The sequence below is a fragment of the Kribbella sp. NPDC051718 genome (assembly GCF_040681515.1).
Taxonomy (GTDB): Bacteria; Actinomycetota; Actinomycetes; order Propionibacteriales; family Kribbellaceae; genus Kribbella.
The window spans coordinates 1-21,402 of the sequence record NZ_JBFAYZ010000016.1 but is presented as its reverse complement, the minus strand read 5'-3'; the positions used below and the strand labels follow the sequence as shown (position 1 = coordinate 21,402).

Annotated in this window: 19 protein-coding genes and 1 pseudogene; 3 read left to right on the top strand and 17 right to left on the bottom strand. The window is 67.9% G+C overall.

What is annotated here, in order from left to right; all coding sequences use genetic code 11:
* Positions 1-4: 4 nt before the first annotated feature.
* The 8 genes from AB0M15_RS38755 to AB0M15_RS38720 form a co-directional block, all read right to left on the bottom strand.
* On the bottom strand, positions 5-1,000 hold the full coding sequence (locus AB0M15_RS38755; RefSeq protein WP_363831074.1) for a substrate-binding domain-containing protein: 996 nt from the start codon (positions 998-1,000) through the stop codon (positions 5-7).
* 81 nt (positions 1,001-1,081) lie between these two features.
* Positions 1,082-1,978, bottom strand: coding sequence for a TIM barrel protein (locus AB0M15_RS38750; protein ID WP_363831070.1), 897 nt, complete (start codon positions 1,976-1,978; stop codon positions 1,082-1,084).
* Positions 1,971-3,902: a 3D-(3,5/4)-trihydroxycyclohexane-1,2-dione acylhydrolase (decyclizing) gene (gene iolD / locus AB0M15_RS38745; RefSeq protein ID WP_363831067.1), complete on the bottom strand. Its 1,932-nt coding sequence runs from the start codon at positions 3,900-3,902 to the stop codon at positions 1,971-1,973. The genes AB0M15_RS38750 and iolD overlap by 8 nt, the downstream gene beginning before the upstream one ends.
* A 97-nt stretch (positions 3,903-3,999) precedes the next feature.
* On the bottom strand, positions 4,000-4,890 hold the full coding sequence (gene iolB, locus AB0M15_RS38740) for a 5-deoxy-glucuronate isomerase (protein WP_363831063.1): 891 nt from the start codon (positions 4,888-4,890) through the stop codon (positions 4,000-4,002).
* Complete coding sequence (locus tag AB0M15_RS38735; protein WP_363831488.1) at positions 4,887-5,798, bottom strand: deoxyribose-phosphate aldolase; 912 nt, start codon at positions 5,796-5,798, stop codon at positions 4,887-4,889. Before AB0M15_RS38735 ends, iolB begins: the two co-directional genes overlap by 4 nt.
* 260 nt (positions 5,799-6,058) lie before the next feature.
* Entirely contained in the window at positions 6,059-7,000 is a 942-nt protein-coding gene (gene iolC, locus AB0M15_RS38730) for a 5-dehydro-2-deoxygluconokinase (RefSeq protein ID WP_363831060.1), read from the bottom strand.
* Entirely contained in the window at positions 7,000-7,881 is an 882-nt protein-coding gene (locus AB0M15_RS38725; protein WP_363831057.1) for a sugar phosphate isomerase/epimerase, read from the bottom strand. Before AB0M15_RS38725 ends, iolC begins: the two co-directional genes overlap by 1 nt.
* Positions 7,878-8,879, bottom strand: coding sequence for a Gfo/Idh/MocA family oxidoreductase (locus tag AB0M15_RS38720; protein ID WP_363831054.1), 1,002 nt, complete (start codon positions 8,877-8,879; stop codon positions 7,878-7,880). Before AB0M15_RS38720 ends, AB0M15_RS38725 begins: the two co-directional genes overlap by 4 nt.
* 163 nt (positions 8,880-9,042) lie before the next feature.
* On the opposite strand from AB0M15_RS38720, the gene AB0M15_RS38715 reads away from it, so the two are divergent.
* On the top strand, positions 9,043-9,780 hold the full coding sequence (locus AB0M15_RS38715; RefSeq protein WP_363831050.1) for a GntR family transcriptional regulator: 738 nt from the start codon (positions 9,043-9,045) through the stop codon (positions 9,778-9,780).
* A gap of 19 nt (positions 9,781-9,799) precedes the next feature.
* Positions 9,800-10,204 carry a hypothetical protein gene (locus AB0M15_RS38710; RefSeq protein WP_363831047.1) on the top strand — a complete coding sequence of 135 codons (405 nt, stop codon included), beginning with the start codon at positions 9,800-9,802 and terminating at the stop codon, positions 10,202-10,204.
* On the opposite strand, the gene AB0M15_RS38705 is transcribed toward AB0M15_RS38710, so the two are convergent.
* The 8 genes from AB0M15_RS38705 to AB0M15_RS38670 form a co-directional block, all read right to left on the bottom strand.
* Positions 10,196-10,879 carry an IMP cyclohydrolase gene (locus AB0M15_RS38705; protein WP_363831043.1) on the bottom strand — a complete coding sequence of 228 codons (684 nt, stop codon included), beginning with the start codon at positions 10,877-10,879 and terminating at the stop codon, positions 10,196-10,198. The two genes, AB0M15_RS38710 and AB0M15_RS38705, sit on opposite strands and share 9 nt — an antisense overlap.
* A 114-nt stretch (positions 10,880-10,993) precedes the next feature.
* Positions 10,994-15,853, bottom strand: coding sequence for an NAD-glutamate dehydrogenase (locus AB0M15_RS38700; protein ID WP_363831040.1), 4,860 nt, complete (start codon positions 15,851-15,853; stop codon positions 10,994-10,996).
* A 125-nt stretch (positions 15,854-15,978) separates the two neighbouring features.
* Positions 15,979-16,191 (bottom strand): ferredoxin, encoded by a 213-nt coding sequence (locus AB0M15_RS38695; RefSeq protein ID WP_343984263.1) that lies wholly within the window; start codon positions 16,189-16,191, stop codon positions 15,979-15,981.
* Positions 16,188-17,399, bottom strand: a complete 1,212-nt coding sequence (locus AB0M15_RS38690; RefSeq protein WP_363831035.1) for an NADH-ubiquinone oxidoreductase-F iron-sulfur binding region domain-containing protein — start codon at positions 17,397-17,399, stop codon at positions 16,188-16,190. Before AB0M15_RS38690 ends, AB0M15_RS38695 begins: the two co-directional genes overlap by 4 nt.
* Entirely contained in the window at positions 17,396-17,944 is a 549-nt protein-coding gene (locus AB0M15_RS38685; protein WP_363831032.1) for a hypothetical protein, read from the bottom strand. The genes AB0M15_RS38690 and AB0M15_RS38685 overlap by 4 nt, the downstream gene beginning before the upstream one ends.
* Positions 17,944-18,852 (bottom strand): FAD:protein FMN transferase, encoded by a 909-nt coding sequence (locus AB0M15_RS38680; RefSeq protein ID WP_363831029.1) that lies wholly within the window; start codon positions 18,850-18,852, stop codon positions 17,944-17,946. The genes AB0M15_RS38685 and AB0M15_RS38680 overlap by 1 nt, the downstream gene beginning before the upstream one ends.
* Entirely contained in the window at positions 18,849-19,157 is a 309-nt protein-coding gene (locus AB0M15_RS38675) for a hypothetical protein (protein ID WP_363831026.1), read from the bottom strand. The genes AB0M15_RS38680 and AB0M15_RS38675 overlap by 4 nt, the downstream gene beginning before the upstream one ends.
* 91 nt (positions 19,158-19,248) lie before the next feature.
* A complete protein-coding gene (locus tag AB0M15_RS38670; protein ID WP_363831023.1) occupies positions 19,249-19,749 on the bottom strand; it encodes a MarR family transcriptional regulator in 501 nt (166 codons plus the stop codon).
* Positions 19,750-19,838: 89 nt separating this feature from the next.
* Here AB0M15_RS38670 and AB0M15_RS38665 point away from each other — a divergent pair, with 89 nt between their 5' ends.
* Entirely contained in the window at positions 19,839-20,819 is a 981-nt protein-coding gene (locus AB0M15_RS38665) for an NmrA/HSCARG family protein (protein WP_363831020.1), read from the top strand.
* A 7-nt stretch (positions 20,820-20,826) separates the two neighbouring features.
* Here AB0M15_RS38665 and AB0M15_RS38660 read toward each other — a convergent pair.
* Positions 20,827-21,402: pseudogene (locus tag AB0M15_RS38660) on the bottom strand (hypothetical protein); the annotation flags it as partial.

The window sequence follows — 21,402 nt, the reverse complement described above, 5'->3', positions numbered from 1 at the left end:
GGCCTCAGCGCGTCCCGGCCGTGGCGTACTTCGCGACGGCCTCGATGTTCGACTTGTCGATGAACGCCGGGCCGGTGAGCGTGGCCTCGCCACCGCCGATCGTGTCGCCGTTGGTCTTGTTCAGCCAGATCGCGTCGACGGCCAGGTAGCCCTGCAGGTACGGCTGCTGGTCGACGGCGAAGTCGACGGTGCCGTCCTGAACGGCCTTGGCCATCTCCTTGCTCATGTCGAAGCTGCCGATCTTGGCCGACGAGCCGGCGTCCTTGGCCGCCTGGACGGCGGTCAGCGCGACGCCCGCGTTCAGCGCCACGACGTAGTCGGCGCCCTTGTCCTGTTGCAGCTTCGAGGTGATCGTCGCCTGCGTCCCGGGCTGGTCGGCGCCGTCGACGTTGAGGTTCTCGACCGCGCCGAACTTGTCCTTGATGCCCTGGCAGCGTGCCTCGAGGCTGACGTTGCCCTGCTCGTGGATGACGCAGATGACCTTCTTGGCGCCGAGCGTCTTCAGCTTCTCACCGGTCGCCTGACCCGCGATCCGCTCGTCCTGACCGAAGTACCCGATCGCGCCGGAGGTCTTCCAGGTGTCCAGGCCGCCGTTGAGGACGGTCACCGGGATACCCGCCGCCACTGCCTTCTTCACGTTCGGGATAACCGCGTCAGGCTTGTTCAGGGTGACCGCGATGCCGTCGACCTTGGAGTCGATCGCCGTCTGGACCAGGTTGGCCTGGCCGGCGCCGTCGGGGTCGGAGGAGTACTGCAGCTCGATGTTGTCCTTCTGCGCGGCCGCCTCGGCGCCGCGGCGGACGATGTCCCAGAAGGTGTCACCCTGCTTGGAATGGGTGATCAGGGCAACCTTCATCCGTGGCGTGGTCGCCACGTTGCCGGACGAACCGCTCGCCTTCTCCTCCTCCTTCTTGCCGCCGGAGGAACTACAGGCGCCGAGCGCCGCGACGAGCACGAGCGCCGCCCCCGTGGCCACCGCCTTCTTCTGCCACCGAACCATGACTACCAACCAGCCTTTCAGACGTTCCGCGGTAACGCCGCGGCGTACGGGTGTGACCAGAGAGCAATACTCTGCTGGTCGTCATACGGATACACCACCACCCCCGTGGGTCTTGAGATATTCGAGGGTCCGTGTCGCGATCGGCAGCGGTACGTCGGGCGGGCACGGGTACATGTCCTGCTCGACGATCGCGAACAGATCCGCGTCCAGCCCCGCCAGCGCCGCCAGCACCGGCGGCAGCTCGGGCACGCCCAGCGGCGGCTCGCACATCACGCCCCGCCGGACCGCCTCGTCGAACCCGATCCCATCGGCCTCCGCCTGCGCGAGCACCACCGGATCGACCTGCTTCAGGTGCACATAGCCGATCCGCTCCGGGTACTTCCGGATCAGCTCGAGGTTGTCGCCGCCGCAATAACTGATGTGGCCGGTGTCGAGGCACAGGTTGACGTGCTCCCCATCGGTCTCCTCGAGGAAGCGCTCCACCGTCTCCTGGCTGTCCACGTGCCCGTCCGCATGCGGATGGAACTGCGTCTTCAGCCCGTACTCCGCGGCGACCCGCCGGCCGAGCTCGGTCACCTGCTTGCCGTGCCGGGCCTGCCCGTCGCGATCCAGCCGCGGCTCGATCACCTGACCGTCGTCACCACGCCACATCGACGGGATGACCACGAGGTGCTTGGCGCCCATCGCCGCGGCCAGCTCGGCCGCGGCCGAGACGTCACGCCAGGTCGAGTCCCACGAGTCCGGCCGATGCAGGTGCTCGAAGATCGTCCCGGCGGTCACCTCCAGGCCGCGCTTGTCCAGCTCCTCCTTCAGCTGGACGGGATCGGTCGGGAGGTAGCCGGACGGGCCGAGCTCGATCCGCGTGTAGCCGGCCTCGGCGACCTCGTCGAGGAATCGCTGCCAAGGGACCTGCTTCTCGTCGTTCGCGAACCAGACACCCCAGGAGTCGGGCGCGCTGCCGATCTTGACGCTACCCATTGCCGCCTCCCTCGACGGGCGCTTCGACGGGTGCGAGGTACGGCTTCTGTGCCTTCTTGGACTCCTCGTACTTCACGGAGGCCGCGCGGGTCGAGTCGAGGTCGGAGACCTGGCTGACCGGTACGTCCCACCAGGACTCGCTGTCGGGGGCGCCGATCAGCGGGTCGGTCTTCACATGGATCGCGATCGGGCCGTCGGCAGCTTTCGCAGTACCGATCGCCGTCTCCAGCTCGGCGCGACTGTTGACGTCCAGCACCTCGACGCCGAGGCTGCGCACGTTGGCGGCCAGGTCGACCGGCAGGTAGTCCCCGTCCAGCCGGCCGTCGCCGGAGCGGCGGCGATACGCAGTACCGAACCTTTGTGAGCCGAGGGACTCCGACAGCGCGCCGATCGACGCGAAGCCGTGGTTCTGGACCAGGACGACGACGATCTTGATGTTCTCCTGGACCGCGGTGACGAGTTCGCTGGACATCATCAGGTACGACCCGTCGCCGACCAGGACGAAGACATCGCGCTCCGGTGCGCCGAGCCGGACGCCCAGTCCGCCGGCGATCTCGTAGCCCATGCAGGAGTAGCCATATTCGACGTGGTATCCCTTCGGGTCGCGAGTCCGCCAGAGTTTGTGCAGGTCACCCGGCATCGAACCGGCTGCGCACACCACCACATCAGACGCCGCCGACAATTCGTTGACGGCACCGAGGACCTCGCCCTGGGTGAGCAGACCTTCGGCCAGTTTGCTCGTCACCTCCGCGGGCGGGTTGTAGGTGTTGTCCACAATCGCGTCCCACCGGGTTGCGAGCTCGGCGGTCAATGTTCTGTACTGGTCCTCCACCGACCAACCGACGAGCTGGGAAGCCAATGAAACAAGGGCTTCCCGGGCATCGGCGACGACAGGGAGACCAGCATGCTTACCACCGTCGAAACGCGCCACGTTGATGTTGACGAACCGGACGTCCGGGTTCTGGAAGGCGGTCCGCGACGCCGTCGTGAAGTCCGCGAAGCGGGTGCCGACGCCGATCACCAGATCGGCCTCGCGGGCCAGCGTGTTCGCGGCCGTCGTGCCCGTGGACCCGACCGCACCGACCGACTGCCGGTGGTCGTAGCGCAGAGATCCCTTGCCTGCTTGGCTTTCCGCGACCGGGATGCCGGTCTGCTCGGCGAACTCACGCAGGGCGTCCTGGGCGCGGGAGTAGGCGACGCCGCCACCGGCCACGATCAGGGGTTTCTTCGAAGACCGGATGAGTTCTGCCGCTTTGTCGACAATAGATGCCTCAGGCAACGGGCGGACGACGTACCAGGTGCGCTCGGCGAACAGTTCCTCGGGCCAGTCGAACGCTTCTGCCTGCACGTCCTGCGGCAGGGCGATCGTGACCGCGCCGGTCTCCACCGGGTCGGTCAGCACCCGCATCGCGTTGAGCAGCGCCGAAGGTAGTTGCTCAGGGCGCCAGATCCGGTCGAAGTACTTCGAGACGGGCCGGAACGCATCGTTGACGGAGACGTCGCCGGCGGTCGTGCTCTCCAGTTCCTGCAGCACCGGCGTGGCCACCCGGGTGCTGAACACATCCGACGGAAGGAGCAACACAGGCAACCGATTGACGGTCGCCAGGGCCGCCCCGGTGATCATGTTGGTCGAGCCGGGACCGACGCTCGCCGTGCAGGCGTAGGTCTGCAGGCGGTCGCGGGTCCGGGCAAACGCCGATGCGCTGTGCACCATCGCCTGCTCGTTGCGGGCGAGGATGTACGGCAAGGCCGCGGGGTCCTCGAGTTCGGACTGCAGCAACGCCTGTCCGAGACCCGCCACGTTCCCGTGCCCGAAGATCCCGAAGCACCCGGCGAACAACTTCTGCCGCTCGCCGTCGCGCTCCGAGTACTGAACGCTCAGGAACCGCACCAGCGCCTGCGCGACCGTAAGACGCACCGTCATTCCACTCCTCCAAGACCCGTCAACGCCACTCCACCCGTCAACCCACCACCGAACCCGCACGCCACCGCCGCAACCCGCGGCAGCTTGACCGGCGCGATCACTCGTTGCTCCCGAAGGGCAGTCTCGGGTCGACCTTCTCCGTCTTCCAGAGTTCGCGGACCCAGCCGTGGTGGGGGTCGTCGCTGATCAGCCACTCGCGTTCGGTGCCGGGGCCGGCCATCACGTTCAGGTAGTACATGTCATAACCAGGAGGCGCCATCGCAGGACCATGCCAACCGTGTGGCACCAGCACCACATCTCCGCCGCGTACTTCAGCAAGTACGTCGATGGGGCGGTCATCGGTGCCGTAGACCCGCTGGTAACCGATCGGGTCGTTGCCCTTGACAACCTCAGGGGCGGCGTCGGAGAGCTGCAGCTCGAAGTAGTAGATCTCCTCGAGCACACTCTCCTTGCCAGGCTTGTGCTCGTCGTGCTTGTGCGGCGGGTAAGACGACCAGTTCCCGGCCGGGGTGAGCACCTCGCACGCGATGATCGAGTCGGCCTCGAGCACCGCTGGCGTGCCGAAGTTCCGCACTTGCCGGGAGGCGACACCCGCGCCCCGCAGTTCGGTCTCAACCTGCTCGACCCCGATCCGCCGGAACGGATAGTCCGACGCCGCCCGCGCATGCGGAAACGCAATCCGGGCACCTCCGGCGCTGACGACGGCCATCGTCGTACCGCGCGGCACGTAGGCCAGATCGGTCGCCCCCGCGAACACATCAGCCCGTCCACCGAGCGCGACGGTCTCGCCGTCAACGATCACCTCGGCCGACCCCGACAACGGCAGCACAAGCCATTCGGAGTCCCCGGTCTCGATCTCGACGGATTGCCCCGGCCGCAGCGTACCGACGTACAGGCCGGTGTGTTCCCAGTCCTTCTCGCCGGGGCTGACGACCACATCGAAGCCATCCCGCGCGGTAGATCCAGCCGGCCGAAACCACTCAGTCATGCGGCGCCTCCGTGGACTAGGGATGAGGCTTGGTCTACGGCGGCGGCTACGTCGCCGTCGGGTGGGAAGAGGAGGGCTCGGCCTACTACTAGACCTCGGACCGAGGGGAGGCTCAAGGCTTTGCCCCAGGAGGCGTAGGTCTCTTCGGGGGCGACGGTCGGGTCGCCGCCCAGTAGGAGGGTGGGGAGCGTGGTGGCTTCCATCACGCGGGCCAGGTCGTCGACCACGGGGAGTTTGAGCCAGGTGTAGGCGCTGGTGGCGCCGAGGCCGGAGGCGATGTGGATCGACCTGATGACCGAGTCCGGGTCGAGAAGGTTGGTGACGCGGCCGTCGCGGCGTACCGACCAGAACGGTTCGACCATCGCCATCAGTTTGCGTTCGGCGAGCTCGGTCACCGCCTGCGCGCTGCTCTCCAGCGTCGCGACCGTACCGGGGTCGTCGAGGCAGATCCTGGTCAGCATCTTGCCGCCGTCCAGCCTGCGCCCGGCGATGTCATCGGCCGTACCGTAAGCCGTGAACCGGTCGTCCAGCTCGAACGACGCGCCTTGCAGCCCGCCACGGTTCATCGACCCGATCACGACCTTGCCCTCGAGCGCGCCGAGCAACAGCAGGTCCTCGAGGATGTCCGGCGTCGCCAGCACACCGTCGACGCCGGGCCGACGCAGCGCAGTACACAGCCGATCGATCAACGCCGGCCGACTGGCCATCGCCATCCGATCGTCCCGCACCCCGAGCGCACCCCGAGCCGGATGATCAGCCGCCACAATCAGCAGCCGCCCATCCTCCCCCACCAGTTCCCGCCGCCGCCGCTGCTGCCACCCCTCAGCAATCCGCTCCGGATACCGCACCCTGACCTCAGTCGGATTCACACCATCCCCCAACCCGCCCCCACCCCAGCCACTCCGCATGCCGCCGTTCGGAGCTGCGGTCGTACCGCCGTGGTTGGCCGCAGCCGGAGCGGCGGACGTGCCGCCGTGGTTGGCCGCAGCCGGAGCGGCGGACGTGCCGCCGTGGTTGGCCGCAGCCGGAGCGGCGGACGTGCCGCCGTGGGGGTTGGTGGTGGGAGTGCGGTTGGGGGTTGCGTAGAGGCCGGTGGTTTCGAGGTCGTTGTCGGTGGGGGTCGTGGGGTCTCCGGGCGCCGCGGTCTGTGGGTCGTTCTCGGGCGCGGTCATGCGGATTGCTCCAGGAGGGCGAGGACTTCGGCTTCGGTGGGCATGGCGGTGGAGCATTCGAGGCGGGAGGCGACGATGGCGCCGGCGATGTTGGCGAAGCGGATGACCTTCTCGAGCGGCCAGCCGGCGAGTAGGCCGTGGCAGAGGGCGCCGCCGAAGCCGTCGCCGGCGCCTAGGCCGTTGACTACCTCGACCGGGAAGGGCGGGACCTCGACACGTTCGTCGCGGGTGCGGGCCAGGGTGCCCTTCGGGCCTTGCTTGACGACTGCCAGGTCCAGGCCGCGGTCCAGTAGGGCCTGGGCTGCCTTGTCGGGGTCTGTCTCGCCGACGGCAACCTCACACTCTTCTCGGTTGCCCACGGCAACCGTGCAGTGTTGCAACGCGCGCTCGACCTGCTCGTGCGCCTCGCTCGGATCCGCCCAGAACATCGGCCGGTAGTCCAGGTCGAGGACGGTGAACTGCCGACGTTCGCGAGCCTCCCAAGCTCTGAAGTGCGCCGTGCGACTGGGTTCCGCCGACAACCCGGTGACCGTCGACCAGTAGATCGACGCATCACGAATCGCGTCCAGATCGAGCTCGGACGGGTTGATCACCAGATCCGGCGCCTTCGGGAACCGGTAGAAGTACAAGGGAAAATTGTCCGGCGGGAAGATCTCGCAGAACGTGATCGGCGTCGGCAGCCCGTCGACAGGCGTGACAAACCTGTCGTCCACCCCCAGCTCCAGCAGCGTCCGGTGGATGAAGGTGCCGAACGGATCGTTCCCGGTCCGGCTGATCACCGCCGACTTCCGGCCGTGCCGGGCGGCGGCGACGGCAACGTTCGTCGCACTCCCGCCGAGGAACTTGCCGAAGCTCTCGACATCCTCGAGATGCGTCCCCGTCTGCAACGGATACAGGTCGACCCCGATCCGCCCGATGGTCAGTACGTCGTCGCCCATCAGACCGCCTCCGCGATCCGCCGCAGGTGCTCGATACTCGCCCGTACGTCGGCCAGCGGCCCGTCCCCATCAGGCCGCCCGGTCAAAATCGTGTCCTGCTCCAGCACGTACCAGCCGTCATAGCCGGACTTCTCCAGCGCCGACACGATCGTGGCGAGGTCGATGTCGCCGCCACCCAACGGCCGGTACATCCCAGCTCGGACGGCGTCCGTGTAGCTGACCTCGCCCGACTGCACCTTCGCTGCCCAGGCGGCATCGACATCCTTGAGATGCGTGTGCAGGATCCGCGAAGTGTGCTTCAGCGCCAACGCCACCGGGTCGACCCCACCGATCAGCAGGTGCCCGGTGTCGAGCGTGAGCCCGATCGTCGAGCCCGCAAGCACGCGGTCGACATCCGCAGCATTCTCGACCATCGTGCCGACGTGCGGGTGCAGCGTCGCCGTGATCCCCTGCTTGGCAGCCAGCCCGGCCAGCGCGTCGAGGTTGGCCAGCAAGGTGGCCCAGCCGGCGTCGTCGAGTACCGGGCGGTCGTCGTACCCCTCCGCACCGGTCGCGGCCGCAAGTACCAGCGTGCTGGCCCCAGCAGCGACAAACCCTTCCAGAGCACGCGCGACCTCAGGAGCCGGATCGTGCGAAGGGTCATGCAGCACGACCGGCACGAATCCGCCGACCGCCCGCAACCCGAGATCCGCGAGTGCCTTCGCCTTGTCGGCCGGATCATCGGGCAGGAACCCGTCCGGCCCGAACTCGGTCGCCGCGATGCCCACCTCGCGCATCTGCGCCAGCACCGTCTCCGGGTCGTACTGCCAACCCCAGTCCGGGACCTCGCAGACACCCCACGAGATGGGTGCTCCGGCGATCCTGGTGGCAACGTCACTCATCGGCCGATCTCCTCCAAGGAAACAACGCGGTTCTCGCGTCGGGACAGTTCGCATGCGTCGGCAATTCGGAAGGCCTGCAAGGCGTCACGGACCGTGCAGGGGACGGCGCGGGTGCCGGCGACCACCTCGGTGAAGGCGGTCAGCTCGGCGACGTACGCCGGCTGGAACCGGTCCATGAACGTCCCGTGCGACTGTCCGCCGGGGAACGTGACACCGGGCTCGGCCGAACGCAACGCGGTGTGCTCGTCAAGGCCGACCGCGATCGAGCCGAGCGAACCGAGCACCTCCATCCGCACGTCGTGGCCGGCCGCGTTGTAGCGGGTGCCGCTCACCGCGACGAAGGTGCTGTCGTCGAGGGTCAGCAACGCGGCCGCGGCGTCGATGTCGCCGTACTCACCGAAGAACGACTCGCCACGGTTGGCGCCGGTGGCGAAGACGCTGGCCACCTCGCGACCGGTGACGAACCGGATGATGTCGAAGTCGTGCACCGTGCAGTCGCGGAAGAAGCCGCCGCTGGTCGGGATGTACTCGCGCGGCGGCGGGAACGCGTCGTTGGTGTTCGCGCGGATGTGGTGGATGAAGCCGAGCTCACCGCTCGCGACCTGCTCCTGCGCCGAGCGGTACCCGGCGTCGAAGCGGCGCTGGAAGCCGATGTGCACCGGCACGTCCGAGCCCTCGACCAGCTCGACGATCCGCTGCGTCTCGCCGAGATCGATGGCGACCGGCTTCTCGCAGAAGGTCGGAATGCCTGCGGCGACGGCCTGGGAGATGAGGGCCGCGTGCGCCGAGGTGGCCGCGGCGATGACGAACCCGTCGATGCCGGCGGCGAGCAGATCGTCCACGGAGGCAGCGAACTCCAGGCCGAGGTCCTTGGCGACCAGCTCCGCCCGGCTGGCGTCGGCGTCGGTGACGACCACCTGCTCCACCGCCGCCAGACTCTTCAGCGTCGCGGCGTGGAACGCCCCGATCCGCCCGGTTCCGACCAACCCGATTCGCATCCTGGCATCCCTCTCGTCAAGGCTCGTGGCTGTCCGCCGGACCAGCCCACCCGCGGTGCTGGTTCGCCCCGTCAGCTTTGCTGGCCGCACCAGGCGTGTCAATACTTTGTAAGCACATTTTCACGTCGGGACATACAAACCTCCTTCCTGTAACATCCGCAGCATGGCCGCCCTCCCGATCCAGATCGATCGGACGAGTCCGGTGCCGCTCTATCACCAGCTCGCCGAGCAGCTGACCGCCGCGATCAGCGACGGCACCCTGCGCCCGGGCGACCCGTTCGAGAACGAGCTGGCGATGTCCGGCCGGCTCAGCCTGTCCCGGCCGACGGTGCGCCGGGCGATCTCCGAGCTGGTCAACAAGGGCCTGCTGGTCCGCCGCCGCGGCATCGGCACGACGGTCGCCAACCAGATGGTGCATCGGCGGGCGGAGCTGACCAGCCTGTACGACGATCTGGTCCGTGAGGGTCGCACTCCGCGTACCGAAGTACTGTCCCTGGTCTGTGCCGCTCAGGACGATCGCGCGGCCGAGGCGCTCAGCCTCCCGACCGGCACCCCGCTGGTCTCCATCGTCAGGCTCCGGTACGCCGGCGACCAACCGCTCGCGATCCTCCGCAACTGGTTGCCCCCGGCAATGGACGACCTGACCACCGAACTCCTCGAAACCGACGGCCTGTACGCCGTACTCCGCGCCCGCGGCATCCGCCCCACCGTCGCCCGCCAACGCATCGGCGCCCGCAACGCCACCGCCGAGGAACGCCGAACCCTGCACATGTCCAAGGCCGAACCCCTCGTCACCATGACCCGCAGCGCCTACGACGCCGACGGCTCCCCCGTAGAATTCGGCGACCACTGCTACCGAGCCGACCAATACTCAGTCGACGTCATCGTCTCCGAACGCTGAGCAATGCCATCATCTGGCCATGACAGATCAACAGCCGGTCGTTCGCCCACTCGCAGTTGACGACGGCAGCTTCCTCAACCCACCGCCGGGAGCGCCCGCCTACTACGGCTTCCGGGTGCTGGACGAGACCGAGGTCGACGGCTTCTGCTTCGGCATGATCACCGACTTCTTGGCAGCCCCCGATACCTACGGCGACGGCTTCGTGGTGGCGCCGGACGACTCGCGAGCCGGCCTGATCTGGCAGTCGGAGACTGCTGTGCACTTCGACGAGGTCAAGCCTCCGAATCACAACAGCTGGGGACTGTTCGGAGTCGGGCTCCCGCTGCCGATGCATACCGTCGAAGATGCCAAGGCCTACCTGGCTGCCCTGCTCCCTGAGCTCAAGCCGCGCTGGGAGAGCTCCCGCCGAACTCCGTCAGCGTGAGCGGATGATTGAGTCTTCGAAGGTTTCGACGTGTAGGGGGATGACTACGAGGGCGACTCGTAGGGCCGGGTTGAGGCGGTTCCAGAGGAGGTCGGGGAGGGATTCCCATTCCTCGTTGACCGCGACGACTATGGGGTAGCCGTCGGTTACTACCTCGGTGGTGCTGCCGGAGTAGGTGTTGACTACGCCTGCGGTCGCCTCTTCCGAGCGGCGGAGGAACAGGGACGGGTGCTGGACCTGGTCCGCGGAGTACGAGCGGGCGGAGCCGACGACGACGTCCATCAGCTCGGGGCCCTCGGTGACGGCGCCGGCGAAGATTCGAGGGGTGCGGATGGGTGGGTCGGGCTCGTAGTCGATGTTGCGGAGTACGACCTGCAGGTCGACGCAGTCGCCGTGCGCGGCGGCGAGCTCGTGGACATGGCTGCCGTTGCCGACGATGACCCAGTCCTCGGTGCGGATCGCCGCCGTGTAGTGCCGCAGCTCGTCCGCCCCGTCGCCCTTGAGGTCCTGCACGGTGATCTCGTACTCCGAAACCACCAGCTCCCGTTGCTGCGAGGCTGGACTCCGCCCGGTCAGCCAGTACGCCGCGAACGGCACACCGTCGACATCCCGCCCGATCGCCACCCCACGCCCCGGATACTCACTACGCCCCACCAGATCCTCAAGCGTCGCCACGCCCGAACTCTAACCCGCGGCAGGTTGTGGCGACCTCGGACACCAAATGGCGACCTTGAACACGTTATTTCATGTTCAAGGTCGCCATTTGGTGTCCGAGGTGCTGAGTCGTGGTCAGGCCTGGTTGTTGAGGAGGGTGCGGACCAGGCGGAGGCCGACGGAGAGGTGGGCCAGTTCTGGGCCCTCCGTCTCGACGATTTCCTCCATCATCGTGGCGGCTCGGGACAGGGCCGTTTCGTTCATGTCCTGCCAGGCGATGACGCGGTCCTCGGGCTCGGCGGCGGCGTCGGTGGCCGCGAGGACCTGAGCGGTCAGCCGTGCGTGGACCGCGTGCAGGTCGTCGCGGAGGGCCGCTCGCGCCATCGTCTGCCAGCGGTCGGTCCGTGGCAGCCCGATGATGCGCTCCAGGAAGAGGCCGAGTTGCAGCCGCTCGCCCAGCGCGAAGTGGACCTTGGCGACCTCCAGTACGTCGAGATCGGCCCGGTCCGCCGTCTCCACGATCCCCAGCGCCGCGTACGCCGGTGGCAGTACCGCGATCCGCGTCGCGAAGTCCTCCGGCACGTCCTTCTCGAGCAGCGCCTGACGCCGCTGCTCGTAGAGAGCCAGCTCGCGACCCCGTAGTACCTCGGGCAGAGCAGCGGTGAGCTTGGCGATCCCCGGGGCGAAGAACTCGATCAGCTCGGCGATGTCCACCGGAGAGCGCCGGTTCGACACCAGCCAGCGCGTCGCCCGCTCCACCAGCGTCCGCGTCTCCAGCCGCATCGCGGTCTGGGTGCCGGCGTCCACGATGTTGTCGAGCTCGGCGTTGCGGGCCAGCAGCTCCGGCTGGGCGAAGATCCGCGACGCGGCCAGGTTGGCCCGTACGACGTCCTCGACCGACCCACCCGTCTCCAGCGACAACCGGTGGTACGCCGTGATGCCGGACGAGTTGATGAACTCGTTCACCACCTGCGTGGTGATGATCTCCCGGCGCAGCTGGTGCGACTTCATCGGCTCGGCGAACCGGTCCTGGATCGCCTTCGGGAAGTACGACACCAGCTTCGCGGCGAGGTAGTCGTCATCGGGCAGCGTCGTCTTGAGCAACTCGGCCTCGAGCACGATCTTCGTGTACGCGATCAGCACCGACAGCTCCGGCGAGGTCAGCCCACGCCCCTCCAGCTTGCGCCGCTTGAACTCCGCGACGCTCGGCAGGAACTCCAGCTCCCGGTTGAGCAGGCCTTGCTTCTCCAGCCGCCGGACCCAGTCCTGGTGGACGTGCAGCAGCGCCGCCGCCTGCGCGGTAGCGTTGGCCAGCCCGATGTTCTGCCGGTAGTTCGACTTGAGCACCAGCGCGGCGACCTCGTCCGTCATCGACGCGATCACGTCGTTGCGCTGCTTCTCGGTCAGGTCCCCGTCGGCGACCACCTTGTCGAGCAGGATCTTGATGTTCACCTCGTGGTCGGAGGTGTCCACGCCGGCCACGTTGTCGATGAAGTCGGTGTTGATCCGGCCGCCGGCGGTCGCGTACTCGATCCGGCCGAGCTGGGTGAAGCCCAGGTTGCCGCCTTCACCGACGGCGCGAGCCCGCAGGTCGGCCCCGTTGATCCGGATCGCGTCGTTGGCCTTGTCGCCGACATCGGCGTGCGTCTCCGAGGCGGCCTTCACGTACGTACCGATGCCGCCGTTCCAGAACAGGTCGACCGGCGCCTTGACGATCGCCTGCATCAACTCGTTCGGCGTCAGCGCGTCCGGGTGACCCTCCAGGCCGAGCGCCGCCCGGACCTCGGCCGAGATCGGGATCGCCTTGTCGGTCCGCGGGTAGACGCCGCCGCCGGCCGAGATCAGGTCGGCGTCGTAGTCCGCCCACGACGACCGCGGCAGGTCGAACAACCGCCGCCGCTCGACAAAGGACGACGCCGCGTCGGGGTTGGGGTCGAGGAAGATGTGCCGGTGGTCGAACGCCGCGACCAGCCGGATGTGCTCCGACAACAGCATCCCGTTGCCGAACACGTCGCCCGACATGTCACCGACGCCGACCACGGTGAAGTCCGCGTTCTGGCAGTCGTGGCCCATCTCACGGAAGTGCCGCTTGACCGACTCCCACGCACCACGCGCGGTGATCCCCATCGCCTTGTGGTCGTACCCGACCGAGCCGCCCGACGCGAACGCGTCACCCAGCCAGAACCCGTACTCCTTGGCGACCCCGTTCGCGATGTCCGAGAACGTCGCCGTCCCCTTGTCCGCGGCAACCACCAGATACGCGTCGTCACCGTCATAACGAACAACGTCAGCCGGCGGAACGATGTCCCCGGCAACAATGTTGTCCGTGATGTCCAGAAGCCCCGAAATAAAGGTCTTGTACGACGCGATCCCCTCGGCCAGCCACGCGTCGCGATCAACAGCCGGATCCGGCAGCTGCTTGGCGTAGAACCCACCCTTCGCACCCACCGGCACGATCACCGAGTTCTTCACCATCTGCGCCTTCACCAGGCCCAGCACCTCGGTCCGGAAGTCCTCCCGCCGGTCCGACCAGCGCAACCCACCACGCGCGACCGCGCCGAAGCGCAGGTGCACACCCTCGACCGGCGGCGAGTACACGAAGATCTCGTACGCCGGCCGCGGCTGCGGCAGGTCCGGGATCGCCTTCGGCTCCAGCTTGAACGAGATGTACGTCCGTGGCGTCCCGTCGGCGGCCGGGAGGAAGTAGTTCGTCCGCAGCGTCGCCTTGATGACGGTCAGGTACGAGCGCAGGATCCGGTCCTCGTCGAGGCTCTTCACCGTGTCGAGCGCGGTACCGATCTCCTTCTGCAGCTGCTCGACCGCGATCATCCGGTTCGGGTCGTCGGCCGCGCCCCGGGACGGGTCGAAGCTCGTCTCGAACAGCTGGACGAGCAGCTTCGCGATGTCCACGTGGTTGAGGAAGGTGTTCTCGATGTAGCTCTGGCTGAACGGCGTGCCGCCCTGCCGGATGTAGCGCTGGTACGCACGCAGGATGGAGACCTGTCGCCAGCTGAGGCTGCCGCGCAGTACCAGGGCGTTGAGCGCGTCGCTCTCCGCCTTGCCTTGCCACACGGCCTGGAAGGTGTCGGAGAAGAGCCCACGCAGCTCTTCCTTCTCCTCGGAGCCCTGCGGCGCCCGGAGCCCGAAGTCATAGATGTACGCCGTACCACTGGGCCGGCGGATCTCGTACGGCCGCTCGTCGATCACCTCGACGCCCATGTGGGTCAGCAGCGGCAGCACCTGCGACAGCGACAGCGACGTACCGGTCCGGTAGACCTTGAACCGGCGCTCGCCCTCCCACTCCTCGTCGATCGGGCTGTACAGCGACATGGCCAGCCCGTCCTGGGGCGGGAGGCCGTCCAGGATCTTCACGTCCCGCACGGCGACCCGGGCGTCGAAGTCTTCCTTGTACGCCTCGGGGAACGCGTTCGCGTACTGACTCGCCAGCTGGGTGACCGCTCCGTCGCCGCCGTCGGCGTGCAGCGCGACGTTGAAGTCGTCCTGCCAGGCACGGGTCGCCTCGACGACCTTCTGCTCGAGGATCTCGGAGTCGAAGTCCCCCACCGTCTCGCCCTGCTTCATCCGGACGACGAAGTGCACCCGGGCGAGCACGGACTCGGTCACGTAGGCGGCGTAGTCGACCGACTCGGCCCCGATCGCGTCCTTGAGGATCTGCTGCATCTTGAGCCGGACCGCCGTGGTGTAGCGGTCACGCGGCAGGTAGACGAGGCAGGACAGGTACCGGTTGTAGACGTCGCGGCGGACGAACAGCTTGACCGCCCGACGCTCCTGCAGGTGCAGTACGGACTGCACGATCGGCAATAGGTCCTCCACCGGCGCCTGCAGCAGCTCGTCGCGCGGGTAGGTCTCCAGTACGTCCAGCAGGCCCTTGCCACTGTGGCTGTTGGGGTCGAAGCCGGTACGGGCGAACAGCTCGATCGCCTTGCGGCGCAGTACCGGGACCTGCATGACGCTCTCGGTGTACGCCGTCGAGGAGAGCAGCCCGATGAACCGGCGCTCAGAGACGGGCTCACCGTTCTCGTCGAACTCCTTGATGCCGACGTAGTCCAGGTAGGACGAGCGGTGCACGGTGGAGCGCGAGTTGGCCTTGGTGAGGATCAGCAGCTTGCGCTCGCGGGCCTTGGCGCTCACCTCGGGCGGCAGCTTGCCGGCGTTCTCGTCGAGCTTCGGGTCCGGTCGCAGGATGCCCAGGCCGGTGCCGGGGATGCCGCGCAGGACGCCCTGCTCGCCGTTCATGGTGAAGCTGTACTCGCGGTACCCGAGAAAGGTGAAGTGCTCGTCGGCGAGCCACTCCAGCAGTTCCTTGGCCTCTTCGACCTCTCCGGCGCCGACCGGCAGCTTGGCCGGGTCGAGCGACTCGGCGATCGAGACGGCCTTCTCGTGCATCTTCGGCCAGTCCTCGACGGCCTCGCGGACGTCGCCGAGGACGCGCTGCAAGGCCTGCTCCAGCTCGCGGTGCTCCGCGGGGTCGGCGATCCGCTCGACCTCGAGGTGCATCCAGCTCTCCCGGACCAGGTCGTGCTCGTCCGCGGCGGCCGCGTCGTCGAGCACCTCCTGCAGGGTGCCGGCCACGTCGCGGCGGACCACGAACTGCGGGTGCACGAGCAGCTGCAGCTCGAGGTTGTGGTCGGTGATCACCATCGACGCGCTGTCCACCAGGAACGGCATGTCATCGATCACGATCTCGACCACGGTCCGGCCGTTCGCCGACCAGCCGTGCTCCTCGAGCGTCGGTGTGAAGACGTGCACCTTCGCGGTGCCCTGTGGCCGGGAGAGCGCAGACTTGTAGTGGTGCTTGGCGGCGCCCAGACAGTCGGTCGGCTGCCGCTCGGCGACGTCCTCGGCAGCGACGTAGCGGTAGTACCGCTCCAGGAAGGTGCGCAACTTCCCCGCGTCGACCTCGTTGCCGTGTGACCCCGCGGTCACCGCCTTGGCGAGCACATCCGCCTTCTGGACGTCCAGCTTGCTCTGCATTCCCCACCGTCTCCACACGTGACAAAAACGACGCTCTGCGCCGAGAGACACGACTCTGTGCCCCTCCTCAGAGATTAGTCCACTTCTGTCACTGGTGTGATGTCGGGACGGTCCTTTCCGATGCCTTACGAATCACGTTTAACAGTCCTCGTCAGCCGTAGCGCGAGGGCCGGGCAGGCCAGTACTGCGCGCCGCGCGTTCGCCTGTTCACCACGGGTGATCTCGCGGTCCCGGATGACCGGGAACCCCCATTCGTCGAGCCAGACGTCGTCGGGCAGGAGGGTTCCGCAGAGGCCGTGGCCGTCGCAGCGGGTCCAGTCGATTTCCAGCTTTTTCACCAGGTACCTCCGGGTACCGGCAGCACGCCCAGGACCGAGCGACCACAGCCGCCGGCCAGGTGCTGCCGGATGTCGTCGTCGAACGCCTCGAGCGCCGAGGCGAGGAAGCGGGCCGATCCGTCCGGGTGCGCACAGGCTCCACGACCCGGTACCAGCCCCAGGTGCCGTTGTGCGTCGTGCCAGCCGGCGGGGTCTCCGTTGACGAGGCGGCCGAAGTCGTCGACCAGGGCGGCCAGTCCGAAGACGCAGGGGCCGCATTGGCCGGCGGACTGGCTCGCTAGCCACTGGGCGACTCGGTGGACCTCGCCTAGCGGGCAGGTGTGCGTACCGAGCGCTAGGACGATGCCTGCGCCGCCAGTCGTCTCGGGTCGACTCAGGTCGCTTGGTAGCCACTTGCCGTGGTACCCGCCGACCAGTACGGGGCCTGGGGAGGCGCCGGCGAAGCGTAGTACGGCCTCTAGCGGAGTACCGGTCGGAGTCTCGACCACCCCTGGGCGCTCTACTGCGCCGTCGATCGTCAGGAGTTGGGTGCCGGGCTCACTGATCAAACCGGTGCTGCTGAACTCGTGGGCGCCGAGCCGGGCCAGTACTGCGAGCTGGGCGAAGGTCTCGACGTTCGAGAGGAAGGTAGGACGGCGGTTGTAGCCCTTCCTGGTCGGCAGCACCTTCCGACCAGGCGGGACCGGTGGACCTCCCTCCAAGACGCTCAACACAGCCCGGGCCTCGCCTGCGACGAAGCGGCCGGGCGTGTCGGACACCTGCACCTCCACGCCGTCCTGCCGCTCTAGGAGTGCAGCCCTAACTGAGGCGGCCGCAGCGGGGTCGTGCACCGCTACTAGAACCAGTGGGGCCTTCAACGCTCGTGCCAGACCGGTAGCGCCGTCTAGTACGAGGTGCGGCGCCATGGTGAGGAGGAGACGGTCCTTGCGACTGACCGGCTCACTCTCGGAGCCGTTGATCACTACAGCCTCGGTCCCCCTGGACGGGAGGTCCGCGAGCTTGATTGCGACCGGGAAGGCTGCTCCCCCGCGACCCCTGAGACCTACGGCCGTCGCTAGTTCGGTGTAGGCCTCCCTACTGAGTTCCGGGAGCGGGCCGTGCACCTGGAGGTGCCGTTGAAGGTCTGTGCGACCGGTGGTCAACCCGGCCAGCAGCCGCGGCTGCCCGATGGCGCGCAGGGACGTAGGGGTCTCTTGCAGGATCGTCATGAGGTCCTCACCAGCCGAACGGTCGTCCTGCTCCGCAGGCGTACGGCGACGGATGCGCCGACAGCTGCCAAGCAGGTGAGAGTGATCGCGAGCATCCACGGCGTACTGCGGTCAGTGCCGGCCAGCAGGCTGTGGCCGACGGCCAGGAGCCAGCCGACCGAGGCCGCGACGTGGATCGAGCGCCAGCGCTTGGTGAAGGCCTCGGAACGGGCAAGCCGTCCCCGGGCGGCACCGACGAGTGCTGCGAGTACCAGGGCGTAGAAGGCGAGCACTCCGACCACCATCGCGAACGGCCGATAGCCGGAGCCGAACGGCCAGACCAGGACGGACACACTGATGTCCACGAAGCTGTCGGCGATCACTGCCACGACATGCGCGAGCAGGAGCAGCAGGCCGGTCACAGCAGCCGACCTGTGGACGTACTGCAGCCAGAACCGTCGCTCCGGCGTTCTGCTCCCTGAGCCCAGTGCGCCGAGGGACGCGGCCAGGGTGAAGAAGATGAGGGCCATCACGCCGGCGGCGCGTGCCAGGTACCACAACGTCATCAGGCGGCCCTGCTCGCGGCGGGCCAGCCCGACAGCTCGGTGACCTCGCCATCGCCGGCTATGAGCCGGGCCGGGTGTCCAGCGAGAGTCAGTCGCCCCAATGCCGCTTCGCCGGTGGCGATCAGGGCGGTGCTGAAGGTGTTGGCTCGTACGGCGGTCGGCGCCCAGACCGATGCCGTGCGCCAGCGTCCGTCGGCGGGTCGGCCGGTGCGGGGGTCGATGACGTGGTGGCCGTGGCCCGTTGGGGTCAGCCAGCTTCTCGCAGTACGGGTGGAGGTGGTCAGGCCGCCATGGGCGAGGGTTACCGCTACACCTTCTTCACCTTCGCGTTCTGCTACTCGGATGACCCAGGGCTCGGCCGGCGTACCGGCTGCACGGAGGTCTCCGCCGATCTCGACCAGTACTGCGCAGCCGTGGCGCTTACTGAGGACCAGGGCCGCCCGGTCTGCGGTCCAGGCCTTCGCGGTGGCGCCGAGGTCGAGGGAGACGCCCTCGGGAACGCCGACCATGGCGATCTTGCGGTTCAACCGGACCTGCTGCCAGCCAGGGGCCGGTACAGCACGTCCTGCCGGCTTGGGGAGGCGAGTGCGGACGGTTTCGATGTCACTGTCGTAGCCAGCGGCGACTACGGCGGCTCCTACTGTCGGGTCGACAGCACCGCCACTGTTGGAGGCCGCGACGAGGCTTACGTCGACCAGGTCGACCAGTAGGCGAGAGACCGGGACCATGGAGCCGGCGCGGGTGTTGACCGCGGACAGCTCGGAGTCGGGTCTGAAACGGCTGGCGGCTTTGTCCACGCGATCCATCAGCGCCTTGAGAGCGCCGGTGGCCGCGCCGAGTACTACGGGATCGTCAACGGTCAGGCGGACGGTGCAGCTCCACGCCTGCCAGGTGCGCGAGGCGGTCATGAGCCGTTGCTCCCGCCTTGGGTGGGAGCGTCCGGCTGGGCAGTACCGAGGCCGCTGCTGCCACTGTCGGAGCTGCTGCCGTTGTCCGAGGAGCTGCCGGAGCCGCTGCCACTGTCGGTGCTGCTGGAGTCGTCGGAGCTGGCGGCCTGGGTGCCGCCGGACGAGTCGGACTGGCGTGCGCTGACGATGCCGACGGCCAGCCCCGTCCCGGTGATCCCGAGGACGACGGTGGCGATGGCGGCCGCGGCGGACCTGCGCAGCCAACGGGTGCGGTCTGAGTGGGGGTCGATCGCTGTGGTGACCATGCCCTCAGCCTTCCGCCGGGGGCCTCAGGCGCACGCCAAGAGAACCTCAAGGCGGAGTCAAGTTCTCCTGAGACCTCCCTGAGAGCGGCTCTCAGCCGCAGCCGCGTACCTCCGGCGGGCAGTCGGTCCGCTGGTGCTTGTCGACCGCGTCGATCACGTCGTCGGCAGCCTGGCCCAACGCGAGCACCCGCTCCCGGCCGAGCACGTCGACGAAGAACTCGCGGACCCGGGCGGCATGCCCCGGCGCGCAGGCCTTGATCGCGGCCAGTCCCTCCTCGGTCAGCACGATCTCCGGGTAGCGGGCCTCGCAGGCCTCCTTGCGGATCAGCCCGCGCTTCTCCATCCGGGTCAGGTGATGCGACATCCGGCTCTTCTCCCACTGGGTCGCCTCACCCAGCTCGTACGCCCGCATCCGGCCGGTCTCGGACTCGGACAGGTTGACCAGGATCTCGAAATCGGACTCGGACAGGCCGAACTCGCGCTGCAGGTGCCGGGCCAGGTGGGTCTCCAGCGTCCGGCGCATCTGCAGATAGCTACGCCAGGCCTTCTGCTCGTCGTCGTCGAGCCACGGTTCGTTCGTCACGATCACCATCCTACTCGACGGGGTTGACACATCAACCTAGCGCGCTATGCTCGGAGCAGGTTGACACATCAACCCACATCTTCGAGGGAGATTTTTCGATGACAGACAAGAAGCTCATCGCCGTGGTCGGGGCTACCGGTTCACAGGGCGGCGGGCTGGTCCAGGCGATCCTGGCCGACCCCGAGCAGCGGTTCGCAGTACGGGCGCTCACCCGGAACGCGCAGTCGGAGAAGTCGAAGGCCCTGGTGGCCGCCGGCGCCGAGGTGGTCGAGGCCGATCTCGACGACGAGACGAGCCTGCGGAAGGCGTTCGACGGCGCGCACGGCACCTTCGTCGTGACGAACTACTGGGTCGAGCGGACGCCGGCCGAGGAGGCCGCCCGGACCCGTGCCGAGATGGAGCTCGAGCAGGCCGACAAGGCCGCCCGCGCCGCCAAGGACGCCGGTGTCGAGCACGTGATCTGGTCGACGCTGGAAGACACCCGCGACCACTTCGGCGAGACCGACCGGGTGCCGAGCCTCGACGACGGCAAGTACAAGGTCCCGCACTTCGACGCCAAGGGCGAGGCCAACGACCTCTTCACCAAGTACGGCGTACCGACCACCTTCCTGCAGACCACCTTCTACTTCGAGGCGATCAAGCAGGGCATGGGCCCGGTCCGCGGCGAGGACGGCAAACTCATCCTCACCCTCCCCATGGCCGACCAGCCCCTCTCCGGCATAGCAGCAGAAGACATCGGCAAAACCGCCCTGGGCATCTTCAAGCGCGGCCCAGAATTCATCGGCCAAACGGTCAGCATCGCCGGCGACCACCTCACCGGCACCCAGTACGCCGCCGCCCTCGCCAAGACCCTCGGCGAAGAAGTCACCTACCAACCCCACACCTGGGACGACTTCCGCGGCTTCACCTTCCCGATGGCCATCGAAATGGCCAACATGTTCCAGTACTACGCAGAAGACTCAGCCCGCTTCACCGGCACCCGCGACCTCGACCTGGTCCGCGAGCTGAACCCGGAGCTTCAGTCCTTCGAAACCTGGCTCGGCCTCAACCAAGCCGAAGTAAAAGCAGCCGCGAACTGACGATCGCTCACTCGCGATCGTCGTCGATCATTCCGGCCGCCAGTGTCCACCCGTCGTGGGCGTCGATCAGCAGGAACGATCCGGTGGTGTTGTTGCTGGAGTACGGGTCGGCGGCGAGTGGTGCGGCGATTTTGAGCTGTACCTTGCCGATGTCGTTGAGTTCGAGCCCGGTGGCCGGCAAAACGCAGAGCGTGCCTGTGCCACTGACATCGAGCGCGCCGTTGATTTTGGTGACGATGGCCTGGGCGGTGGTGGTGGTGTGCTTGATCAGTAGCCGGGCGCCTACGGTCAGTGGGCGTTCCGACAGCCAGCACAGGGTGGCGAGGAGTTCCCGGCGGGTGCCGGGGGAGGAATCGGCCGAGACGATGACCGATCCGCGGGCGACGTCGAGGTCGTCTGCGAGCCGGACGGTGACGGCTTCGCCGGCGACCGCGGACGGCCGTTCGGCGACCGCGGTACCGGTGGCGCTGATGACTGCGCGGTCGATCCCGGCGACCGACGTGCGCCGGCCTGCCGGCAGTACGATCACCTGGTCGCCGACGGACACGGTGCCCGAGGCGACGGTTCCGGTGTAGCCGCGGTA